Origin of the sequence: Streptomyces sp. NBC_00076, assembly GCF_045041235.1 — a bacterium.
GTDB lineage: Bacteria > Actinomycetota > Actinomycetes > Streptomycetales > Streptomycetaceae > Streptomyces.
The window spans coordinates 8,529,144-8,551,992 of sequence record NZ_CP108242.1 but is presented as its reverse complement, the minus strand read 5'-3'; the positions used below and the strand labels follow the sequence as shown (position 1 = coordinate 8,551,992).

At 70.8% G+C, this 22,849-nt stretch carries 18 protein-coding genes; 5 read left to right on the top strand and 13 right to left on the bottom strand.

Annotated elements, in window-relative coordinates:
• Window positions 1–10: 10 nt before the first annotated feature.
• The 3 genes from OHA64_RS38375 to OHA64_RS38365 form a co-directional block, all read right to left on the bottom strand.
• Window positions 11–1,318, bottom strand: a complete 1,308-nt coding sequence (locus OHA64_RS38375) for an aspartate aminotransferase family protein (RefSeq protein ID WP_405621268.1) — start codon at window positions 1,316–1,318, stop codon at window positions 11–13.
• Window positions 1,315–2,157 carry a nitrilase-related carbon-nitrogen hydrolase gene (locus OHA64_RS38370; RefSeq protein ID WP_405621266.1) on the bottom strand — a complete coding sequence of 281 codons (843 nt, stop codon included), beginning with the start codon at window positions 2,155–2,157 and terminating at the stop codon, window positions 1,315–1,317. Before OHA64_RS38370 ends, OHA64_RS38375 begins: the two co-directional genes overlap by 4 nt.
• A gap of 212 nt (window positions 2,158–2,369) precedes the next feature.
• The gene (locus OHA64_RS38365; protein ID WP_405621264.1) at window positions 2,370–4,622 is read right to left on the bottom strand and encodes a hypothetical protein; all 2,253 of its coding nucleotides are present in this window, start codon (window positions 4,620–4,622) and stop codon (window positions 2,370–2,372) included.
• 518 nt (window positions 4,623–5,140) lie between these two features.
• Here OHA64_RS38365 and OHA64_RS38360 point away from each other — a divergent pair.
• Window positions 5,141–7,684, top strand: coding sequence for an ATP-dependent Clp protease ATP-binding subunit (locus OHA64_RS38360; RefSeq protein WP_405621262.1), 2,544 nt, complete (start codon window positions 5,141–5,143; stop codon window positions 7,682–7,684).
• Between the two features lie 30 nt (window positions 7,685–7,714).
• Here the strand turns inward: OHA64_RS38360 and ggt are convergent, their stop codons facing one another.
• Complete coding sequence (ggt, locus tag OHA64_RS38355) at window positions 7,715–9,514, bottom strand: gamma-glutamyltransferase (RefSeq protein WP_405621260.1); 1,800 nt, start codon at window positions 9,512–9,514, stop codon at window positions 7,715–7,717.
• Between the two features lie 117 nt (window positions 9,515–9,631).
• Between ggt and OHA64_RS38350 the strand changes: the two genes are divergently transcribed.
• Together OHA64_RS38350 and OHA64_RS38345 are read left to right on the top strand one after the other, a co-directional pair.
• On the top strand, window positions 9,632–10,390 hold the full coding sequence (locus tag OHA64_RS38350; protein ID WP_405621258.1) for a hypothetical protein: 759 nt from the start codon (window positions 9,632–9,634) through the stop codon (window positions 10,388–10,390).
• 123 nt (window positions 10,391–10,513) lie between these two features.
• Window positions 10,514–12,079, top strand: coding sequence for an alpha/beta fold hydrolase (locus OHA64_RS38345; protein ID WP_405621256.1), 1,566 nt, complete (start codon window positions 10,514–10,516; stop codon window positions 12,077–12,079).
• Between the two features lie 48 nt (window positions 12,080–12,127).
• On the opposite strand, the gene OHA64_RS38340 is transcribed toward OHA64_RS38345, so the two are convergent.
• The 3 genes from OHA64_RS38340 to OHA64_RS38330 form a co-directional block, all read right to left on the bottom strand.
• Window positions 12,128–12,541 carry a hypothetical protein gene (locus OHA64_RS38340; protein ID WP_405621254.1) on the bottom strand — a complete coding sequence of 138 codons (414 nt, stop codon included), beginning with the start codon at window positions 12,539–12,541 and terminating at the stop codon, window positions 12,128–12,130.
• Window positions 12,542–12,626: 85 nt separating this feature from the next.
• Window positions 12,627–13,370 (bottom strand): amino acid ABC transporter ATP-binding protein, encoded by a 744-nt coding sequence (locus OHA64_RS38335; protein WP_405621252.1) that lies wholly within the window; start codon window positions 13,368–13,370, stop codon window positions 12,627–12,629.
• Window positions 13,371–13,495: 125 nt separating this feature from the next.
• Complete coding sequence (locus tag OHA64_RS38330; protein WP_405621250.1) at window positions 13,496–13,903, bottom strand: DUF6278 family protein; 408 nt, start codon at window positions 13,901–13,903, stop codon at window positions 13,496–13,498.
• Window positions 13,904–14,227: 324 nt separating this feature from the next.
• On the opposite strand from OHA64_RS38330, the gene OHA64_RS38325 reads away from it, so the two are divergent.
• Window positions 14,228–15,997 (top strand): SGNH/GDSL hydrolase family protein, encoded by a 1,770-nt coding sequence (locus tag OHA64_RS38325; protein ID WP_405624287.1) that lies wholly within the window; start codon window positions 14,228–14,230, stop codon window positions 15,995–15,997.
• Here OHA64_RS38325 and OHA64_RS38320 read toward each other — a convergent pair.
• The 5 genes from OHA64_RS38320 to OHA64_RS38300 form a co-directional block, all read right to left on the bottom strand.
• Complete coding sequence (locus OHA64_RS38320; protein ID WP_405621248.1) at window positions 15,922–16,701, bottom strand: exodeoxyribonuclease III; 780 nt, start codon at window positions 16,699–16,701, stop codon at window positions 15,922–15,924. The two genes, OHA64_RS38325 and OHA64_RS38320, sit on opposite strands and share 76 nt — an antisense overlap.
• A 94-nt stretch (window positions 16,702–16,795) precedes the next feature.
• A complete protein-coding gene (locus OHA64_RS38315; protein ID WP_405621246.1) occupies window positions 16,796–17,431 on the bottom strand; it encodes an MBL fold metallo-hydrolase in 636 nt (211 codons plus the stop codon).
• A 43-nt stretch (window positions 17,432–17,474) separates the two neighbouring features.
• The gene (gene pcaC / locus OHA64_RS38310) at window positions 17,475–18,773 is read right to left on the bottom strand and encodes a 4-carboxymuconolactone decarboxylase (protein ID WP_405621244.1); all 1,299 of its coding nucleotides are present in this window, start codon (window positions 18,771–18,773) and stop codon (window positions 17,475–17,477) included.
• A gap of 32 nt (window positions 18,774–18,805) precedes the next feature.
• Window positions 18,806–19,216: a transposase gene (locus tag OHA64_RS38305; RefSeq protein WP_405621242.1), complete on the bottom strand. Its 411-nt coding sequence runs from the start codon at window positions 19,214–19,216 to the stop codon at window positions 18,806–18,808.
• Between the two features lie 414 nt (window positions 19,217–19,630).
• Window positions 19,631–19,903, bottom strand: coding sequence for a transposase (locus tag OHA64_RS38300; protein WP_405624286.1), 273 nt, complete (start codon window positions 19,901–19,903; stop codon window positions 19,631–19,633).
• Between the two features lie 464 nt (window positions 19,904–20,367).
• Between OHA64_RS38300 and OHA64_RS38295 the strand changes: the two genes are divergently transcribed.
• Window positions 20,368–20,763 (top strand): hypothetical protein, encoded by a 396-nt coding sequence (locus OHA64_RS38295; RefSeq protein ID WP_405621240.1) that lies wholly within the window; start codon window positions 20,368–20,370, stop codon window positions 20,761–20,763.
• Window positions 20,764–21,367: 604 nt separating this feature from the next.
• Here the strand turns inward: OHA64_RS38295 and OHA64_RS38290 are convergent.
• Window positions 21,368–22,846 (bottom strand): NAD-dependent succinate-semialdehyde dehydrogenase, encoded by a 1,479-nt coding sequence (locus tag OHA64_RS38290; protein WP_405624285.1) that lies wholly within the window; start codon window positions 22,844–22,846, stop codon window positions 21,368–21,370.
• Between the last annotated feature and the right edge of the window lie 3 nt (window positions 22,847–22,849).

Below are 22,849 nucleotides of genomic sequence, written 5' to 3'. Positions count from 1 at the left end.
TTTCCCTTGTTCAGGCCCTGCCCGAGTGCTGCTGGTGGATGCTCCTCAGAGCGTCTTCGAGGATCGCGGCGCCTTCCTCGGCCTCCGCCACGGTCAGGGACAGCGGCGGTGCCACCCGCAGCGCGCTGGTGTTGTGCCCTCCGCCCTTGCCGATGAGCAGCCCGCCCGCGCGGGCGGCTTCGAGCACGGCGGCCGCCGCGTCGGGGTCGGCCTCGTCGGTGCCGGGTTTCACCAGTTCGATGCCGAGCATCAGCCCGCGGCCCCGTACCTCCCGGACGCCGGGAGTCTGCGCCGCGACCGCCCGCAACCGCTCGAGGAGCAGTCCGCCGACCCTCCGGGCGTTGCCCTGGAGGTCGTGTTCCAGCAGGTGGGTGAGGTTGGCGAGACCGGCCGCCATGGTGATCTGGGTGCCGCCGAACGTGGAGATGCTGTTGGCGTCCAGGCAGTTCATGATCTCGGCGCGGGCCACCACACCGCCGATGGACATGCCGTTGCCGATGCCCTTGGCGAAGGTGAGGATGTCCGGCGGACCGCTTTGGGCGTGCGCCTGCCAGCCCCAGAAGTGGTCGCCGGTGCGGCCCCAGCCGGTCTGCACCTCGTCGGTGATCCACAGGATGCCGTGCTCGTGCAGCACCTCGCGGAAGGCCGCGTACAGGCCGTCCGGGGGTGAGGTGAAGCCGCCGACGCCCTGGACGGGCTCGGCGATCAGGGCGGCGGGCGGACGGGTGTGACCGAGCAGGTCCCTGAGGTCGTCCACGCAGGCCGCGATGAAGTCGTCGTCGCCGAGATGCGCGTACGGGCCGCGGGTGCGGACGCCGCCGTGGACGTACAGCGTCTGGAGGGGGGAGAGCGAGGTGGGGGACCAGCCGCGGTTGCCGGTGATGCCGACCGCGCTGAAGGAGCGGCCGTGGTAGCTGTTGCGCATCGCCAGGATCGTGTTGCTGCGGCGGTACGTCGTCGCCAGCATCAGGGCCGTGTCATTGGCCTCGGTGCCGGAGGTGGTGAAGAAGACGCGCGCGTCCGGGATGCCGCTCAACTTGGCGACACGCTCGGCCAGTTCGACCATCGGCCGGTTGAGGTAGAGCGTGGAGGAGTGGATGATCCGCCCGGCCTGCTCGGCCACCGCCTTGGTGATCTCGGGCAGGGCGTGCGCGGTCATCGTCGTGAGGATGCCGCCGAAGAAGTCGAGGTATTTGTTGCCCTCGGCGTCCCAGACATGGCGGCCCTCGCCATGGGTGATCTCCAGCGGGTCCTCGTAGTAGAGGGCCAGCCAGTCGGGCAGGACGTTCCGATGGCGGCCCAGCAGCTCCCCGGTCACGGCTGCACCAGCCCGTCGTACGCGTCGGGCCGGCGGTCGCGGTAGAACGCCCACTGCCGGCGCACCTCTTCGATGAGGTCGAAGTCGAGGTCGCGGACGACGAGTTCCTCGTCCTTGTCGCTGGCGGTCTCCCCCACGAACTGTCCTCGCGGGTCGACGAAGTACGACGTCCCGTAGAAGTCGTTGTCCCCGTACTCCTCGACGCCCACCCGGTTGATCGCGGCGATGAAGTACTCGTTGGCGACCGCGGCGGCGGGCTGCTCCAGTCGCCACAGGTGGGAGGAGAGCCCGCGGTGGGTGGCCGACGGATTGTAGACCAACTGCGCGCCGTTCAGGCCGAGTTGACGCCAGCCCTCCGGGAAGTGGCGGTCGTAGCAGATGTAGACGCCGACCTTGCCGACGGCGGTGTCGAAGACCGGCCAGCCGATGTTGCCCGGCTTGAAGTAGAACTTCTCCCAGAAGCCGTGGACCTGTGGGATGTGGTGCTTGCGGTACTTGCCGAGGAAGGTGCCGTCGGCGTCGATCACGGCCGCGGTGTTGTAGTAGAAGCCCGACTGCTCGACCTCGAAGACGGGGACGACGATCACCATGCCGGTCTCGCGGGCGAGCTCCTGCATACGACGCGTGGTCGGCCCGTCGGGCACCGCCTCGGCCCAGCGGTAGTGCTCCGGGTCCTGGACCTGACAGAAGTAGGGGGCGTTGAAGACCTCCTGGAAGCCGATGACCTTGGCACCCCGGCGGGCCGCCTCGCGGGCGTGCTCCTCGTGTTTCGCCACCATGGACTCGGTGTCGCCGGTCCAGGTGGCCTGGACCAGAGCGGCACGTACGACGTTGGCCATGAGCTGCTCCTTCGACGGGACGTCAGAGCGTCTACGCGCGTGTACGCCGACCGTAGAGGGCAAAGTCCCCGCCGGGAAGGATGCCCACCCACTCGATCGGGTGAATTGGGTTCGATGTGCTGGGAGCACCAGCGTGCATGGTCTTCTTTACGTCGATGTAACCGTGCTGATTCCACGTCCCCGACCTGACCCGACCGGTCGGTACCTGCTGGTCAGGCGGAGAATCCCGCCACCCTGAGTGCGTGGACCAGGTCCCAGTGGCACTGGTCCGAGACGCCCTGGGCGGCCTCCAGCAGCAGCGGCACCAGGGTGTGCGGGTCCGGTTCGGCGCTGCGGGCGGCTTCCTCCGGGGTGCGGACGCGGACGTAGGCGTCGAGCAGTGCGCGGACCTCCCGGTGACGCCCCTCGGCGGCCAGCGCGCGTACCGCGTGCCCGATCTCGTCAGCGGGCCGGGCCACGCCCTGCCGCAGAACCTGTTCCCCGTCGGTGCCGCGGCCTGCCGCGACGAGGGCGTCCGCGGCTGCGACCAGCCGCTGAGCGGGCAGCGAGGCCGCCTCCCACAGCAGGGTCGCCCAGTCGGCGCCGAGACCGGCCCGCTCCATCTCGACGGCGAGCAGCGGGTAGCGGGCGGCCGGCCAGCCGGCGATCTCGGCGAGCAGGGCGTGCGCCTCGCCGCTGCGCCCCTCACCGCGCAGCCGCACCAGCCGCTCCACGGCCTGTGCGGTCTCCCGCCCGCCGGCCGCGTCCAGCGGCTCGACCTGCGGCTCCGGTCGTCGGGCGTCCGCCCGCGCGGCCCCGGCGAACCGGGCCCCTCGCGGGGTACGGCCGCTCGCGACGGGCGCGGCGGGCAGATCCGGTACGGCGGTCGGCGGTACGACGACGGGGGCGGCCTCCTCCTCGGCCATCCCGGCGAACCGGGCACCGCCCCGACGACGCTTGCGCTGCTTGGTGGCGGGCTGCTGGCCGGCGGGGGGTACCGCGGGCGTCGGACGCGGCTGGTCGTGGGCCTGGTCGCGCGGGGCGGCGGAGGGATCGTCGGGCGCCGGCTGCCGGCGGGCGGGGCCTTCGGTGGGCGTCGGGCGCTGCTGCTCGTAGGCCTGGTCTCGCGGGGCCGCCGAGGAATCGGCGGGCGCCGACTGTCGTGGGGCACGGAAACGAGGGTCGTACGTGGGGCTCGGGGCCTGCTCGGCACCCAGGGCTCCGGAGACGGGGCGGAAGGCGCCGCCGGTCTCCGACCGGCCCTCGTGTCCGGCGCCGTCCTCAGAATGGGCGTCGTGATCGCGCTGCCGCGGCATGCTCGGGAAACCGCCACCGTGCGAGCCTCGCGCGCCGGACGGCTCGCCGTACGAGGGACGCCCACCGTACGAGTCGCGCTCCTCCCACTGCGCCCCGACGCCGGGGCCGTGCGGGCCCGAGCGTGGCGGGTTCGTGCCGTGCCGGCCCCTGTCGTCGTGGCGCTGCGTGTGCCGCTCCGCGTCGTGCCCGTCCGAACCATGCCCGACCGCGCCGCCCACGTCCGCGCCACGCCCGATCGAGCCGTACCCGCCCACGCCGCGCCCGTCGCTCGCGCCATGCCCGCTTACGCCTCGTCGCTGCGTGGCGTGCCCCTCCGAGCCATGCCCGACCACGCCACGACCGCCCGGGCCGCTCATGTCGCTCGCGCCATGCCGGTCCGAGCCATGCCCCGCCGAGCCGTCGCCGCCCGGACCACGGCTGCCCGAGCCATACGCGTCCACGTCACGCGCGCCCGCGCCGAACGCGCCCGCGCCGCGCCCGTCCGACCGCTGCCCGTCCGAGCCGTAACCGTCCGAGCCGTAACCGTCCGACCATCCGCCATACGTAGCGCGCCCGTCCGACCCCGCCCCGCCGTCCGTGCGCAAGTCGGCCCGCGCACCGAACGTGGCGCCGTCGCCCACGGCACCCCCGCGTCGGATCGCCTGGGCCTGCTCGCCGGCCACGCGCCGGTCCAATTGCGCCATGCGGGAACGGAGTTCGGCGCAACGGCGGGTGGCGCGTTCGTGATCGTCGTGGGCCCAGGCGAGGTCGACGCGGAGGGCGTCGGCCTCTTCCTGGGTGGTGGCGGAGGCCAGTGACCGGCCCAGTTCCGTCTGTCGATCGGCGGCGTACCGCTGCTCGCGGAGCATGACGTCGAAACGGTCACCGAGGGCGTCACGGCCACCGAGACGTGCGTCGTACGCGACGAGCGCCGCCGCGTGCAGGGCACGGGCCCGTGCCGTCTCGGCCGCGGCGACCTGGGAGCCGTACGCCCCGGCGAGGTCCTGCAGCAGGGCCTCCATGACGTCCCACGGCGGCATCTCACGTCCGTCGAGGCAGGCCTGCATACCGTCGGGGTCGCGCTGCCAGAACACCCCGCACCAGCCGCCGCCCTGGTCGAGCCGCGCCAGCAGACCGTCCAGATGGTTCGCGAACTCCCGCACTTGCCCAGGGAGTTGATCCACAGTCATCGCCCAACTCCCGACCGACCGGAGCACTCGGTTCGTAGGCAACACCAGCCGTGTTACGGGCGCGCTACGGGAAGTTTTCCGGGACCGTGCAGGAGCCTCATCGCGGGGTCCGGACCGTGGGGCGGAGGCGGCCCGAAACCCGCCCCGCGACGGCGCGGCCACCGGCACACCGCGGCGATCACGGACGCCGGGCCACGGATCCTCAGGGCAAGCCGAGCTCGGCCGTCGTCGGGCCGGTCGCCGTACGTCACGGAGCGTGGCGTCCTGTCCCCGGCGGCGGGAAGCTCCCTGTGGCTGGAAGCACCGCGACGCCCACCCCGAGACCCTCCGGAGGTGCCCCCTCCCCTCGTTCGTGCGAAGGTGTTCTACGAACGCGCGCCCAGGGGTGTAACCGGCTGCCACTCGGGTTACCCGACTCCGGCACGTCGATCAGCGAGGGCGTCCCGGGCCCTGCCCCAGTTCCAGGGCTTCGCCCGAACCGGGAGGCACCCCCCGTCGGGACGCCGGATGGGAACGCTATGACCAGCGGCTTCACCGGCTCAGAAGGCTACGACCCCTTCGGAGAATTCCTCGCCCGCTTCTTCGGCGGGCCGCGCCCCGGTCCACGCCAGATCGACATCGGGCGGCTGCTCAGTCAGCCCGCCCGGGAGCTGGTGAAGGGCGCCGCCCAGTACGCCGCCGAGCACGGCAGCCGGGACCTGGACACCCAGCACCTGTTGCGGGCCGCGCTGTCCGCCGAGCCGACCCGGACGCTGCTGAGCCGGGCCGGCGCGGATCCCGACTCGCTCGCCACGGAGATCGACGAGCGCTCCGGCCCGGCCCAGCACCCGCCGGGCGAGGTCCCGCCGCCGACCTCGTTGTCCCTGACCCCGGCAGCCAAGCGCGCCCTGCTGGACGCGCACGACCTGGCCCGGGCGCGCGGCGCCGGTTACATCGGCCCCGAGCACGTACTGAGTGCCCTGGCCTCGAACCCGGACTCGGCCGCCGGGCACATCCTCAACTCGGCCCACTTCGCGCCCTCCGGGCTGCCGCCCGAGTCGGCCCAGGACGGGGGCCGGGCCAGCGGCGAACGGCCGCGCTCCACCGGCACCCCCACGCTGGACAAGTACGGCCGCGACCTCACCGACCTGGCCCGGCAGGGCGGCATCGACCCGGTGATCGGCCGGGAGGAGGAGATCGAGCAGACCATCGAGGTGCTGTCCCGGCGCGGCAAGAACAACCCGGTGCTCATCGGTGACGCCGGTGTCGGCAAGACCGCGATCGTGGAGGGGCTCGCCCAGCGGATCACCGACGGCGACGTGCCCGATGTGCTCGTCGGACGGCGGGTGTTCGCCCTGGACCTGACGGGTGTGGTCGCGGGCACCCGCTATCGCGGGGACTTCGAGGAGCGGATGACCACCATCGTGAGCGAGATCCGCGCCCGCTCCGAAGAGTTGATCGTCTTCATCGACGAACTGCACACCGTCGTCGGTGCCGGAGGCGGCGGCGAGAGCGGCTCCATGGACGCCGGAAACATCCTCAAGCCCGCCCTGGCCCGCGGTGAGTTGCACATCGTGGGCGCGACCACGCTGGAGGAGTTCCGCCGGATCGAGAAGGACGCGGCACTGGCCCGCCGCTTCCAGCCGATCCTGGTGCCGGAGCCCACCGCCGCGGACGCCGTCGAGATCCTGCGCGGCCTGCGCGACCGCTACGAGGCCCATCACCAGGTCCGCTACACCGACGAGGCCCTCGTGGCCGCCGTCGAGCTGTCCGACCGGTATCTCACCGAACGCCGCCTGCCCGACAAGGCGATCGACCTGATCGACCAGGCCGGTGCCCGGGTACGGCTGCGGGCACGGACCAAGGGCACGGACGTACGGGCCATGGAGCGCGAGGTCGAACAGCTCACCCGCGACAAGGACCAGGCGGTCGCGGACGAACAGTACGAGCAGGCCATGCAACTGCGCGACCGGATCGGCGAGTTGAAGCAGCGGATCGGCGAGGCCAGCGGTGGTGCCGAGGCCGACGAGGGGATGGACCTGAAGGTCACGGCCGAGGCGATCGCGGAGGTCGTGTCGCGGCAGACGGGCATCCCGGTCAGCAGCCTCACCGCGGAGGAGAAGGACCGCCTGCTCGGCCTGGAGCAGCACCTGCACGAGCGGGTCGTCGGCCAGGACGAGGCGGTCCGCGTGGTCGCCGACGCGGTCCTGCGTTCCCGCGCCGGGCTCGCCAGTCCCGACCGTCCGATCGGCAGCTTCCTCTTCCTCGGCCCGACCGGTGTCGGCAAGACCGAGCTGGCGCGGACGCTCTCCGAGGCCCTGTTCGGCAGCGAGGAACGGATGGTCCGCCTGGACATGAGCGAGTACCAGGAGCGGCACACCGTCAGCCGCCTGATCGGCGCCCCGCCCGGGTACGTCGGCCACGAGGAGGCCGGCCAGCTCACCGAGGTGGTGCGCAGGCACCCGTACTCGCTGCTTCTCCTCGACGAGGTGGAGAAGGCGCACCCGGACGTCTTCAACATCCTGCTCCAGGTCCTCGACGACGGACGGCTGACCGACTCCCAGGGCCGCACGGTCGACTTCACCAACACGGTCATCGTGATGACCAGCAACCTCGGCTCCGAGGCGATCACCCGGCGCGGCGCGGGCATCGGGTTCGGGCCCGGCGGCGCGGAGGCGGACGAGGAGGCGCGGCGCGAGCAGATCCTGCGCCCGCTGCGGGAACACTTCCGGCCCGAGTTCCTCAACCGCGTCGACGAGATCGTCGTCTTCCGTCAGCTCACCGCCGGCCAACTGCGGGAGATCACCGACCTGTTGCTGGAGAAGACGCGTCGGCTGCTGCGCGCGCAGGGCGTCACGGTGGACTTCACCGACCCGGCCGTCGACTGGCTCGCCGAGCGCGGCTACCAGCCCGAGTACGGCGCCCGCCCGCTGCGCCGCACCATCCAGCGGGAGGTGGACAACCAGCTCTCCCGGTTGCTGCTCGACGGCCGGGTCGCCGAGGGCGGCACGGTGACGGTGGACGTGGCGGACGGGCGGCTCGCGTTCCGTACGGAAGACCTGCCGCCCGCCCCCGAGTTGTGACCGTCGCCCCGCCGGACGGCCCCGCCCCGGCTACTTCGCCGGGCGCACCACCATCGCCGAGCCGCCGCCCCGTCGTACCGTCTCGGCGGCGGCCAGCCACTTGCCGTTCGGCAGCCGCTGCACGCCGGTGGCGGCGCCGATCTCGGGGTTGAGCTTGAAGGAGTGCCCGATGGCTTCGAGCTGGCTGCGCAACTCGCTGTTGTAGAGCGCCGGTTCGAGCTCGGTCTGGGCCGCGTTGCGCTGGCTGGCGCGCGGTGCGGCGATCGCGTCCACGAGCGGGAGCCCTCGGTCGAGGAACTCGGTCAGCGTCTGCAGCACGGTGGTGATGATGGTCGCGCCGCCGGGCGAACCCAGCGCCACCACGGGCTTGTTGTGCTTGTCCAGCACGATGGTCGGTGAGATCGACGACCGCGGCCGCTTGCCCGGGCCCGGCAGGTTCGGGTCGTGGACGGCCGGGTTGGCCGGGGCGAAGGAGAAGTCCGTCAGCTCGTTGTTCAGGATGAACCCGCGTCCCGGGACGGTGATCGCGCTGCCGCCGGTCTGCTCGATGGTGAGGGTGTAGGAGACGACGTTCCCCCACTTGTCGGCCACCGTCAGATGGGTGGTGTTCTCGCCCTCGTACGTCGTGGGGGCGGCCTTTCCGCCGTAGCCGCAGGGTTTCGGGTGGCGCGGGTCGCCGGGTGCGACCGGGCTGGTGAGCACGGCGTCGTCCTCGATCAGGCACGCCCGCGAGTCGGCGTACCGCTGCGACAGCAGCTCCTTCGTCGGCACGTCCTCGAAGGCCGGGTCGCCGACCCAGCGCCCCCGGTCCGCGAACGAGATCCGGCTCGCCTCGATGAAGTGGTGCAGGTACTGCACCTCGCTCGCCTTCGAAAGGTCGGTGTTCTCCAGAATGTTGAGGGCCTCGCCGACCGTGGTGCCGCCCGAGGAGGAGGGCGCGATGGAGTAGACGCCGAGACCGCGGTACGAGGTCTTCGTGGGCGCCTGGAGCTTGGCGCGGTAGGCCGCGAGGTCCTTCTCCGAGAGGTCGCCGGGGCGGGCGTTCCAGCCCGAACCCGGGTCCACCGGCGGGTCGTTCACGGTGTCGACGATCTCGTCGCCGAGGTCGCCGTGGTAGATCGAACCCACGCCCTTCCTGCCCAACTCGGCGTAGGTGCGGCCGAGATCGGGGTTCTTGAAGGTCGAGCCCACGACCGGGAGCTGTCCGCCGGGCAGGAACAGCTTCGCGGTGTCCGGGAAGTAGCGGAACCGGGTCTCGTTGGAGGCCGTCTGCGAGCGGAAGGTGTCGTCCACGACGAATCCGTCACGGGCGATCCGCTCGGCGGGCTTGAGCACCGTTCCGAGCTTTCTGCTGCCCCACTTGTCGAGCGCCGTCTGCCAGGTGGCGGGCGTGCCCGGCGTGCCGACGCTCAGGCCGCTGGTGACGGCGTCCGCGAAGGGGAGCGGCTTCCCGTTCTCCAGGAAGAGGTCGGAGTCGGCGGTGAGGGGTGCCGTCTCACGTCCGTCGATCGTGCGCACCGTACGGGACTTGGCGTCGTAGTAGACGAAGTAGCCCCCTCCGCCGACACCGGCGGAGTAGGGCTCGGTGACGCCGAGGGCGGCGGCGGTGGCGACGGCCGCGTCGACGGCGTTGCCGCCCTTTCTCAGGACCTCGATGCCGGCGGCGGAGGCGTCCGCGTCGACACTCGAGACGGCACCTCCGTAGCCGACGGCCACGGGGGCCTTTGTGACGGGGGCACCGGGCGCGGCGGGCGGAGCGGCCGCCCCCACCGACACCACAGCGGCCGAGACCGCCAGCACCGACAGTTTCCGTGCGACAGGGCGACGCATCCGAACCTCCAGCAAGAGACCGTTCGCGCAGCCTATGCGATCGCCATGACCTCGTCAGGAAGGCGCGTCGACCGCTCTCGAACGCGGCTTCGCGTTCGCCCGCTAGCATGCGCGCCCATGAATGATGACGTGCGCAACATCGTCCTGGGCGTGGTGGCCGCCGGTATCAGTGCCACGCTCGGCTGGCTGGCCCGGACCTACCTGTGGAAGCGGAAACTCCGCCGTAAGCAGGCCTTCTTCGGGCTGCCCGACAACTCCGAGTCCCTGCTGGTCGTGAACCGCGACGCGGGCAGCCCCGACCTCGCGGTGCACCGCTTCGACGTGTTCGCGCTCCTGGAACTCTCCGCGCTCATCAAGGACTGCGGCGCCCACGCCGAGGTGATAACCCAGGACGCGGCCCGGCAGGGCTTCGGTGAGCGGACGGAGTTCTGTGTGGGCGGGCCAGGGTCGAACCGACGCATGGCGGCCCATATGCACGCCATGCTGCCCGGGGTGCGCGTGAACACCGACCCCGACCCGGGCCCGGACCGGCTGGCCTTCCAGATCGGCAGCGAGCGCTACCGCATGGAGGCCGGCCTGACCGAGTACGTGTTGCTGGCCCGGCTCACGGCCGGAGAACCGGGCCTGGCCCGGCCCGTCTTCCTGTTCTGCGGCCAGCGCGCGATCACCAATCAGGCCGCGACCCGCTATCTCGCCCGCAATCACGAGCGGCTGGCCCGCAAGCACGGCCACAACCCGTTCGTGGTGCTTCTGAAGGTCGTCAACTCACAGGCGTACGGCCCCGATGTGGTCGAGCTCGTCGCGGACGTGACACGGGCGGCACAGACCCCCCTGCCGACCCCGGCGGTTCCGCGCAACTCCCACCGGGCCTCCTAGGTTTCACCACATTCCAACGATCGTTACTCCCACGTAACTTACCGACGGGTTACTTCCGGTAAGGGGCCAAGGTTACCGTCGGGTCACTTTGCTGACACGAGTGACCGGATGAGGGAGTGACCCGTGGGACACCATCGCAAGGCCCTGCGCACGAGCGCCGTGGGTGTCGTCTCGGCGACGCTGATCGCCGGCAGCACCCTCGGGCTCGCCCCCGGCGCCCAGGCGGCGACCGGCATCCGATTCGTCGACATCGTCGGGGACGGCGGCACGGTCCTCAAGGCGAACGTCATCACACCCGCCGACGCCGACGGCACCCGCCGCTACCCGCTGCTCGTGCTGCCCACGAGCTGGGGCCTGCCCCAGGTCCAGTATCTCGCCCAGGCCCAGAAACTCGCGAACTCCGGTTATGTCGTGCTCAGTTACAACGTGCGCGGCTTCTGGCAGTCGGGCGGCGAGATAGAAGTGGCGGGTCCGCCCGACGTGGCGGACGCGTCCAAGGTCATCGACTGGGCGCTCGCCAACACCCCGGCCGACGCACGGAAGGTCGGCATGGCGGGCGTCTCGTACGGCGCCGGCATCAGTCTGCTGGCCGCCGCGCACGACAAACGCGTCAAGGCGGTGGCGGCCCTCAGCGGCTGGGCCGACCTGGTCGGCTCCATCTACTCGGAGCGCACCCAGCACGTCCAGGCGTCCGCCCTCCTGGACGGCGCGAGCCTGGTCACCGGCCGCCAGAGCGCCGAACTCCGGCAGATCTTCGACGACTTCTACGCCTCGAACCTGGACAAGGAACCCGAGCTCGTCGCCTGGGGGAAGAAACGTTCCGCGGTGACCTACGTCGATCAGCTGAACAAGAACGACACCGCGGTCATGATGGCCAACGCCTGGGGCGACACGATCTTCTCGCCCAACCAGTACGCGGACTTCTACGAGAAGCTGACCGGCCCGAAGAGACTGGAGCTGCGCCCCGGCGACCACGCCACCGCCGAGATCACCGGACTGTTCGGGCTGCCCAACGACGTCTGGACCGACACCGGTCGCTGGTTCGACCACTATCTCAAGGGCGCGGACAACGGCGTCGACCGCGAGCAGCCCGTGCGGCTCAAGTCCCGTTCCACGGACGTCTACGAGGGCTACCCGGACTGGAAGTCGGTCGGCGAGACGCGGAAGAAGATCGCCCTCGCGGGCACGAGCACGATTCACACGAACGTCGACTCGGGCGCGGACGGCGGGGTCGTCTTCCTGTCCAGCATCCTCGACCAGGTGGCCCGGATCCCCCCAATCGCCTCGATCCCCCTGCTCCCCCGCCGGTGGGCCGCCGTGTGGCAGTCGGAGAAGTACGCGAGCGCCCAACGCGTACGCGGAACAGCCGAGTTGCACACCACTCTCACTCCCACCAAGGAGAGCGGCACCCTCGTCGCGTACCTCTACGACGTGGGGCCGCTCGGCCTCGGCAAGCTGGTCCGCAACGCGCCGTACACCTTCCACGGGCGAACGCCCGGGAAGCCGTTCGACGTCGACCTGGAGCTGTTCTCCACGGCCTACGACGTCCCGGCAGGGCATCGGCTGGCCCTGGTGGTCGACACGGTGGACCCGCTCTACATCGAGCACAACCCGTCCGGCGCACAGCTGACCTTCTCCTCGCCGGCGAACGACCCGTCATACGTGTCGATCCCGCTGCGCGAGCAGTGATCTCCGGCTGCCGCCGGGCGGGTATGGGCTCTGTGAGCTGCCACCCCCCTACGGTTTCGGGGCCGTGGGGGGACCCCCACCCGGCAGCAGCGTCCCTGGTCCGGCCGCGGTGGCGTCCGCGGCCTCGGTCTTGGGACCGCGCCGCTCCCTCCGGGGCACCCGGACGACGAACCGGGAGAGCAACGCGCACATCCCGACGCCGATCGGCGAGATCACCGACGCCACGGGGATGAACGGCACATCGTAGTCGAGGTTCGACACGCCGCACGGACCGGCGTCCGGGAACTCCCCGTGGGCGAAGGCGCCGAGGGGTGCCGGGCGGAAGGACACGGTCTGGAAGTCCGGCAGGCGCACCGGCAGCGAGGCATGGGCGGTCGGTTCCACGGCGCCGGGGAAGCCGGCACCGCGGGTGGCGGTATCCGCGGCGGAGTGGGGGGCGGAGTCGCCTGTCAGTACCTTCATCAGCCGGCCCGGTGTCGGTCGATCGCGGGCGGCCTCGGCGCGCGGCGCGCACGGGTGGTCCGGAACACGGTTCGCACTCCCCCGCTCAGTGCTCGAGGATCTTGGAGAGGAAGTCCTTGGCGCGCTCGCTGCGCGGGTCGGTGAAGAACTCCTCGGGGGTGCGCTGCTCGACGATGCGGCCGTCGGCCATGAACGCGACGCGATCCGCGGCTCCGCGGGCGAAGCCCATCTCGTGGGTGACGACGATCATGGTCATGCCGTCCCGGGCGAGCTGCTGCATGACCTCCAGGACCTCGTTGATCATCTCCGGGTCGAGCGCCGAGGTCGGCTCGTCGAACAGCAGCGCCTTGGGCTCCATGGCGAGGGCACGGGCGATGGCCACTCGCTGCTGCTGGCCGCCGGAGAGCTGCGCCGGGTACTTGTCCGCCTGGTCGGCGAGGCCGACGCGGTCGAGCAGTTCCCGAGAGCGGAGGTCGGCCTGCTCCCGCCTGCGTCTGCGGACCTTGACCTGGCCGAGTGAGACGTTCTGGCGGACCGTCTTGTGGGCGAACAGGTTGAAGGACTGGAACACCATGCCGACCTCGGCACGGAGCCGGGCGAGGGCCTTGCCCTCCTCCGGCAGCGGCTGTCCGTCGAGCGTGATGGTTCCGGAGTGGATGGTCTCCAGCCGATTGACCGTCCTGCACAGCGTCGACTTCCCCGAGCCCGAAGGGCCGATGACAACGACCACCTCCCCCTTGCCGACGGTGAGGTTGATGTCCTGCAGGACATGCAGCTCCCCGTAGTACTTGTTGACGTCACGCAGTTCGATCAAAGGATCGACGGCCATGCCCAGCCCTACTCACTCTCAGCTGTGTCGTAGGTCCCGCAACTTATCGGGGCAAGATCGCCTGTAATACACGACACGCACTTTTCGGGCATTAGCCGTATTTACGTCGCTCCATGGCCAGAGTTTCACGCTTCCGCGACTTCGGCGTACAGCTGGGAGAGCTCGGGTGCCCCGCTCGACGCCCACTCGTGACCGGAGTCGACGACATCGAACTCGCGCCCGGAAGCGAGCCGGATCACGGGCTGACCGTCCGGCCGCAGGTCCCAGGCGGCCCCCGGAACGGTCCGCACGATGACCGTGCCGAGATAGAGCCCGGCGTCGTTGCCGAGCCAGGGCAGGACCTCCGCGTCGTCCCGCCAGCGCGGCACCAGCTGGTCCAGCGCCTCCAACGAGGCTGCGGTGTCGTCGAGTTGGACGCCCTCCCGGGACGCCTGGGAGCGCAGCAGCTCACATTCGGAGAGGAGTTCGGCGATGCCCTCGGGGTCGCGGGCGCCGGGTTTCACGTGCCGGTTGCCCAGAAAAGGGATCTTCATATGCCCAGCGTGTCATTCACCCTGCCGCGCGCACCACAGGCGCGCGGGCCGTCGATTCCGGTCGACTTCACCATGGCTTCGCGCATGGCTCGTTGACGTGTACCCGGTGTCTCTTTAGCTTCGTAATGCGTATTTTGTTCTATCAGGCACCTCTACCGGCTTTACTCCCTCATGCCCTCAACACCCCCTATGTCACCTTTACCCCCTCTATCCCCTCTGTTTGCTGTGCTCGCTCGTGAAGCCAAGGAGGCGGCTGTGCGCCGAAGCATCCGGTGGTGGGTGGCCGTTCTCGCCCTGTGCGCGGCCCTCGTGCCGACGAGCTCGATGCCGGCCGCTCCCGCGGGCGCGGTGGGGCCCCTCCCGCTGGAGGAGCTGTTCGACACCACGGCGGTCAGTGACGACGCGCGCCCCTGCGAGGCGGACTTCGACGGCCTCGGGGCCTCCCTGTCGGCCCAGGACCTCACGGCCGCGGGCTGGACGCCGGGCCGGGCCATCACCGTGCTCGGCGCGCGGCTGACCTGGCCGCGGTGGCGGCCGGGCGCACCGGACAACGTGCGGGCCGCCGGGCAGGACGTCCGCCTCGACGGCCACGGCGACGCGCTCGCCTTCCTGGTGGCGGGCACCGGTGGCACCGAGGCCGGCGGCACGGGCACGGTCGAGTACGCGGACGGCACCCTATCCCTGTACCGGCTGACCGCCTTCGACTGGCGCCGGGGGCCACTGGGCACCAAGGCGGTGGCGCTGCCGCACGTCAACAGCCCCGGCGGCCAACTCGCCGAGAAGGCAAGGCTGTACGTCGTGACGGTGCCGCTGGTCGCCGGGCGCGAGGTGGCCTCGGTGCAGCTGCCGTACGCCACCGACCTGCATGTGTTCGCGATGTCGGTACGGGCCACCACACGGGAGTGGACCGGGAGTTGGGCGACCGGGACCTCCGGTTATGCGGCGGTCGGCCCGTGGACGGACCTGACGCTGAGGTTGGTCGTGCACACCTCGGCAGGCGGGCCGCGGGTGCGGCTGCGGTTCGACAACACCTTCGCGGCGACGCCGGTGCGGATCGGTGGCGCCACGGTGGCGGTGCAGGCCTCGGGCGCGACGGCGCGAGGTACGCCGGAGCCTCTGGCCTTCGGGGGCGCGGCGGGCGTCGAGATCCCGGCCGGGGCACAGTCGTTCAGCGATCCGCTGGTCTTCGCGGTACCGGCGGACGCCAACCTGCTGGTGAGCTTCCATCTGCCCGGGACGGTGGCGGCGGTGCCCGTGCACCGGCTCGCGGGGCAGCGGTCGTACGTGAGCGGCGCGGGCGACCATACGGCGGACGGTTCCGACACCGCGTACGCCCCGACGCTGACGAGCTGGCCCCTGCTGACCGGGGTGGACGTGGGCGACGGGCCGGGGTCGGTGGTGCTGGTCGGAGACTCGATCACCGATGGGGACAGGTCCACGGTGGACGCGAACCGGCGGTGGCCGAATGCGCTGTCCACCCGGCTGTTACGGCAGAGTGCGGTCCCCCGCTACGGGGTGCTGAACGAGGGGATCTCGGGAAACCGTGTGGTGACCGACCGCTATCCCGGAGACGGGGTCTCCACGGACTCGGCCGGGGTGAGCGCCCTGAACCGGTTCGACCGTGATGTCCTCGCACAGACGTCGGCTCGTACGGCGGTGCTGTTCGAGGGCGTGAACGACGTGCTGGGCGGCGCCTCGGCCCAGCAGGTGATCGCGGGTCTGCGGGAGCTCGCGGGCCGGGGCCACGCCCGTGGTGTGCGGATGCTGGCGGCCACGCTCCTGCCGTGCGGGGGCCGGTCGCGTTGCACGGCCGCGGTGGACGCCGAGCGGGTCGCGGTCAACGCCTGGATCCGGGACGCCGGGGTGTTCGACGGCGTGCTGGACTTCGACTGTGTGCTCCGCGACCCGGCCTCGCCCGCACGGATACTGCCCGCGTATGACAGCGGGGATCATCTGCACCCGGGAGACGCCGGGCTGGCCGTGCTCGCGGAGTCGGTGGACCTGCGGCTGCTGTCGGACTACACGTCGAGGTCCACCACGACCGGAGCGTGGTCCGAGGCACCCTTGCCCTTGCGCTCCTCACGGTCGACGTAGGCGTCCTTCACGGCCTTGGCGAACGGCTCGTTGCCGTACACCAGGTCGATGCGCATCCCTCGATTCTTGGGGAAGCAGAGCTGGCGGTAGTCCCAGTACGTGAAGGGGTGGTCGTACTTCAGGGGGCGCGGGACCACGTCGGACAGGCCCGCCTCGCGCAGGGAGGCCAGGGCGGCGCGCTCGGCCGGGGTGACGTGGGTGAGGCCTTCGAAGGCGGCCACGTCATGGACGTCGTCGTCCGTCGGGGCCACGTTGTAGTCGCCCATGACGGCGAACGGACGACTGCCGGTCGCGTCGCCCGCGACGGCCGCCTTCAGGGCCTCGAACCACTGGAGCTTGTAGGCGTAGTGCGGGTGGTCCACCTCGCGGCCGTTGGGCACGTACACCGACCAGACGCGGACCGGGCCGCAGGTCGCGGAGATGGCCCGGGGCTCGGACGCGCCGTCGTAGCCCGGGTCGCCGGGCAGGCCCTTGACCACGTCCTCGATGCCGACGCGGGAGATCACCGCCACGCCGTTCCACCGACCGGTGGCGTGCACCGCCGCCTCGTAACCCAGCTCGCGCAGCTGGTCGAGCGGGAACTGCGCCTCGGCGACCTTGGCCTCCTGGAGGCACAGCACGTCGGTGCCGCTGCTCTCCAGCCAGGCCAGCAGCCTCGGCAGGCGGGCGGTGATCGAGTTCACGTTCCAGGTCGCGATGCGCATGTCTCACAACCTACCGGGCGGGTCTGACAACGCGGCCCGCCCCAGCCGACCGGGCGGTGAAGGCTGTCCGGGCTGTCCGAGCCGTCCGAGGTCGTCAGACGTCCGTCGAGGCGCCCGGGGTCAGCCGCAGGTGTTCGGTGCCGCCGAGGGAGCCGATCTGGTTGTCGTAGATCGGGCGGGCGAGGTCGGTGAGCAGGGCGTCGTGGATGTCGTAGGCACGCTGCGGCTGGACCTCGCGGACGTAGTCGATGACCTCGGAGATCTTGCTCCACGGGGCCATGACCGGGAGCATCAGCGTCTCAACGGCGTGATCGGGGACGGTGAACGCGTCGCCGGGGTGGAAGACCTTGCCGCCGTCGACGAGGTAGCCGACGTTGGTGATGCGCGGGATGTCCGGGTGGATGACCGCATGCAGCTCGCCGTGGACCTGGACGTCGAAGCCTGCCGCGGTGAAGGTGTCGCCGTGGCCGACGGTGTGCACGCGGCCGGGGAAGGCGGCGGAGATCTTCTCCGCGACCGACCGCAGGGTCCAGATCTCGGCGGCCGGGTCGGCCTCCAGAGCCGCCCTCAGCCGTTCCTCGTCGAAGTGGTCCGGGTGCTCGTGCGTGATGAGGATGGCGTCGGCGCCGACCGCGGCGTCCCGCTCGCTGAATCCGCCGGGGTCGAGAACGAGTGTCCGGCCGTCCTTCTCGAGGCGGACGCAGGCATGCGACTTCTTCGTGAGCTTCATGCGTTCCATCCTGCCCCCACCCGTCCCGGACTCGGGGCAGGGCTCACTCGCTGGGGGTGGTCTCCTCGCGGATGACCTGCTGGGCCACCTTGAAGGCGCTGTTCGCCGCGGGCACGCCGCAGTAGACGGCCGCCTGCATCAACACCTCCTTGATCTCGGCCGGGGTGAGGCCGTTTCGCAGGGCGGCGCGGGTGTGGAAGGCGAGTTCGTCGAGGTGACCGCCCGCGACCAGGGCGGTGAGAGTGACACAGCTGCGTGAGCGCCGGTCCAGGCCGGGCCGGTCCCAGATCTCGCCCCAGGCGTAGCGGGTGATGAACTCCTGGAAGTCCCCGGAGAACTCGTCGGCCTGTGCCAGGGCCCGGTCCACGTGCGCGTCGCCGAGCACCTCGCGGCGCACCTTCAGACCGGCGTCGTACGGGTCGGGGCGGCCCATGCCCTGCGGGTCCACGACGGCCGCGGCGATCTCCGCGACCGGTGCGGGCTGCGGCGGCGCGGCGGCCAGGACCGGCTTGACCGGGGACGCCTGGATCGCCGTCATACCGGTGGTGGTGTCGAAGGCGGGCTGCCAGGCGGTGGAGAAGTGTCTGACCAGGAGGTCGGTGACGGCGACGGGCTGCTCGACCGGCACCAGGTGGGAGGCGCCGGGGACGACGGCGAGCCGGGCGTCCGGGATGCCCGCGACCAGGGTGCGGGCCTCGGCGGGGCCGGTGACCTGGTCGTCCGAACCGACGAGGACCAGGGTGGGCACCCCCACGTGCGCGAGCTCGCTCCGCACGTCGAACGAGGCGAGCGCCTCGCATGCGGCTATGTAGCAGCCGGGGTCGGTGGTACGCACCATCTGCACGGCCCACTCGGTGATCGCGGGCTGCGCCGCGGCGAACCCTCCGGTGAACCAGCGGTCGGGGGACATCCGGGCGATCGGGTCGAGCCCGTTCGTCCGTACGATCACCCCGCGCTGGCGGAACTCGTCGGCCGTGCCGAAGCGGGGCGAGGCCGCGATCAGCGCGAGCGAGGCGAGGCGCTCGGGATGGCGCAGGGCCAGCTCGATACCGACCGCGCCGCCGAGCGCGCAGCCCGCGTAGCCGAAGCGGTGCACACCGAGGCCGTCGAGGGTGGCGAGCAGCCGCGCGGTGAGGTCGCTCACGGCGCCCGCCGGGTACGCGGGCGCGCCGCCGTGCCCCGGCAGGTCGAACCGGAAGACGCGCCACTGCTTCGTCAGCTCCGGAACCTGCCGGTCCCACATGTGCCATGTGGTACCCAGTGAGGGACCCAGGATCAGGACGGGAGCGTCTTCTGGCCCGTCAAAGCGGTATTGCAGGGTGTTCGGTGGTGTCTCACTCACCCGCCTGAGCCTCTCATCTGTCACGACAGCCCCTATGAGCGGGGTCCTGGCTGTAGCTGTTTGACCAGGTGGAAGACCTCCCGAGCCGCGTAGCGTTTGAGGCAACGGACGATTTCGCGTCGGGTCTTGCCCTCCTTGATCCGGCGCTCGTAATAGTCCTGAGTGCGCGGGTCGACCCGCAGCCGGGTGAACACGATGCGATGGAGCGCGGCGTTGGCCTGACGGTCGCCACCACGGTTGAGGCGACGGTACTGCCGGCGTCCCGAGGAACGCTCGACGGGGCTGACCCCGCACAGGGCGGCGAAGGACGCCTCACTGTCCAGGCGTTCCGGGTTGTCCCCGACCGTGATCAGCAGGGCGACGGCCGTGTCCGGACCGACCCCCACCACGTCGAGCAGCTGCGGGGCATGACATTTCACGAGCCGGGTCAGACGCGCGTCCACATTGCGGCTGCGCGGAGAGCTGGCCGATCCGGTGAGCCAGCAGACCCAGCGTGATCCGAGTGGCCTGCGACACGGACTCCTCGCCCGCCACCTCGTGACTGCTCGCGTCGGCGAACCGCGCACAGGTCCGGAAGAGTTCGGCATTGCCCAGATGGGCCAGTTCTGTCCGTAGGGCTGGCTAGGCAGTGATGAGGACGGCCTTGAGCTGATTGATGGCCTGGGTACGGGCTTTGACGGCCGACGCCTTCGTGAGTTTGTACATTCTCGCGATCTGCACCGGCCCGTCGCCCGCTTTCGCCCGAGCGCGGGCCCGCCCGCTCAACACGGCTCGCGCCGCGTTCTGAGCATCAAGCGGATCCGATTTCCCGCGCCGACGGCGGTCTACCCGATCCATCCGATTCACGTCAAACACGTCTATGCCTGGGCCAGCAGATAGCGCGACAAGGACGCCCCGTAGGAGCCGGTCCCCTCCACCCCGGCCCGCCTCACGGCTCCCGACTTCCTGGCCCACTTCAGCAGATCGCAGTACCCGGCCGCGGTGGCCGGGAACTCGTCAGTGGCAAGCACTGTCCCCATCACGGAAAGCACCGCAGCCACATCAGCGTCCCGGTGCGTGTCCACTCCCAACACCACCTCACCCGCAGGGCGACAACGGCGGGTCTGCGGAGCAGGCGGCGTACTGGACATGGTCGATCTGGACATGCCCGTTCCCCTTTCCAGTCCGACGGCGCGTCGCGTTGCCGGTACCGGGCCGCGTCGGACGGTCAGAATCGTGAGGACGCCACAACAATCGGCAGGCCCCTGTCGGGACACGCCCCGCCTGCCCGGCACCGACAACGCACCATCCCCGGCCAACAGCCGACACCGTGAGATCAGGACACCTCGGTCAAACATGTCATGAGTCAGACCCCAGGCCCGGGACAGCACCCGCCCATCCTCCCGCCCTCATCCCATCTCCGCTCAGGGGCCGCAGAACATGCTCAATCCCCCTCACGCAACACCCAGAACTGGATCCCAGCCGACCACAACAGCGCACGAAGGCAAGCGGCGCGTTCAGGGAGCGGGGTTGCTCGTCGGCAGAGGCACCGCCACCGACCAGCCCCGCCGCGGCACTCAACTCTGTTGTCAGAGGCAGGACTTACTCTCAAGACATGACCCACAACGTGCTGCATCGCGGTTACGGGATCACTATCGACTTGAGTGCATCAGACCTGGGTAACCCCGACCGACCGGGGCTCCTGCAGGAGATTCACCGCAACTACAAGCCCGACCTTCTCTACTGCCTCGGGGCCCACGAATACGGCACCGTCTGCCCCGGGTTCATGACCATCGTCGAGAAGAACGGCCGCTACCACGCCCGGCACGTGACCGGGGGAACGGTGTCCGAAACAGCGGGCGAGAGCGAGCTGCACAAGGCGCTCAAGAACCACACCGCCGAAACAGCCAGTCGAGAGGGCTTCAGCGTCTCCGTCGAAGACCCCACGGCGCTGGCCATCCGCGCAGCCGCGGTGGCCGGAAAGAGCCTGGCCGGGTCAGGGCTTCGGTGACGGGCGCATAGCTATCGACCAGCTGGCGGAGGGTGAGCTGGTCGGCCTCGTGGGGTGCAAGGCGCAGAGAACGACAGGAACGGTCGCGGTATTCGAGGGTGAGCACCGGCAGGTGACCGGTGTGGACCTGCTGGTGCGCCGCCGGTGGCCGTAGATCTCTACGATCGTGTCAACCTCATCCCGTTCGCCAAGCTGACCACCTGTCACCCCAGTCCTGCATGGCGACGAGCAGGGGGCAGCCCAAGGAACTGGTGATCGTGCCGGGCGCCGGACCACGAGTGCGTCCGGTCGTGAAGTTCTCCGGCCCCGCTCCGCCTCCTGCGGACGCGCATGTCGGGAGGGACCGCTGACGCACTCCCACGTTACTGACCCAATACCGTCTGGCCCGCCTGACGCCCTCGAACCGCGCCGGCGGCCGCCGCGATACGGCGCTGGGCGTGCCCGGCCTCGGCGAGCCGGGCCGGGCACGTCACCAAGGAGTCGGCAATCCGGCGAGTGGCCGACCGTGCGGGATCGGCGGGAGTGGCTACCCGACGGGCCGGTCGGTCGGCATGCGTTGTCGGGCGGCCTCGTCGGGGCGTTGCGGCGGGCCGACGATGGCCTGTCAACTGGTCGGACGCAAAGAGAGGTTGTAGTAGCGAATCTCCTCGTACTCCTCGAGTCCCTCGCTGCTGCCCTCGCGTCCGAGTCCGGACTGCTTGACCCCGCCGAACGGTGCGGCCGCGTTCGAGGGGACGCCCTGGTTGATGCCGACCAGGCCGGTGGCCAGTTGGTCGGCCACGTTGAAGGCGCGGTCGAGGTTCTCGGTGAAGACGTAGCCCGCCAGGCCGTGTTCGGTGTCATTGGCGCGGGCGATGGCCTCGTCCTGATGGGAGAAACGCTGGATGGCTGCGACGGGCCCGAAGATCTCGGTGATGGCGAGGTCGGCGTCAGCCGGTACGTGGTCCAGGAGTGTCGGCTCGAAGAACGTGCCGGGGTGGCTGGGAGCGGAGCCGCCGGTGAGCAGGCCCGCGCCGCGGCGGGTCGCGTCCTCGACCAGGCCGGTGAGTCTGGCCACGGCTCTGTGGTCGATGACGGGGCCGAGGCCGACGCCTGCGGCGAGCCCGTTGCCGACCTCGACGGCGGCCAGTCGCCCGGTCAGGGCGTCGACGAAGGCGTCGGCGATGCCGTCCTGGACGAAGATGCGGTTGGCGGCGATGCACGACTGGCCGCCGTTGCGCATCTTGGCGGCGAACGCCCCGTCGACTGCCCGTTCCAGGTCGGCGTCGTCGAAGACCAGCAGCGGGGCGTTGCCGCCCAGTTCCATCGAGCTCTTCAGTACGTTGTCGGCCGCGACGCGCAGGAGCACCTTGCCGACCCCGGTGGAACCGGTGAAGGACACCTTGCGCACCCGTGCATCGGCCAGCACCGCGGCGCTGAAAGCAGGGGCGTCCGTGGTGGTGACGACCTGCACCAGGTCTTCGGGGACGCCGGCTGCGATGGCGAGTTGGACCGCGAAGATCGTGGTCAGGGGGGTGTTGGGCGCGGGTTTGATGACGACGGGGCAGCCGGCGGCGAGCGCCGGGGCTATCTTGCGGGTGGCCATGGCGAGGGGGAAGTTCCACGGGGTGATGAGGACCGACAGCCCCACCGGTGCGCGCCGGGTGAACAGACGGGCCCCGCCGGTGGGAGCATCGCGGAGGTTTCCGGCCGGACGTACTGCTTCCTCGGCGTACCAGCGCACGAAGTCCGCGCCGTAGGTGACTTCGCCGCGGGCCTCGGCGAGCGGCTTGCCCATCTCGCGGGTGATGAGCAGGGCGATCATCTCGGCGTTGCTGAGAATCAGGTCGTACCAGGTGCGCAGGATGTCGGCGCGGTGCCGGGTGGTGGTGGCGGCCCAGGAGCGGCCGGCGTCGTCGGCGCGGGCGACGGCGTCGAGGGCCTGCTGGACGTCGAAGTCGGGGGCCTGGGCGATCGTGTGGCCGGTGGCCGGATCGTGGACGTCGAAGGTGCGGTTCACGCCCGGTACGGCGAGGTGGAGGTTGGCCAGGACCTTGTCGGAGTCGGCCAGGGCGGTCGGGTCGGCGTCGGGCAGGGTGCGCATGGT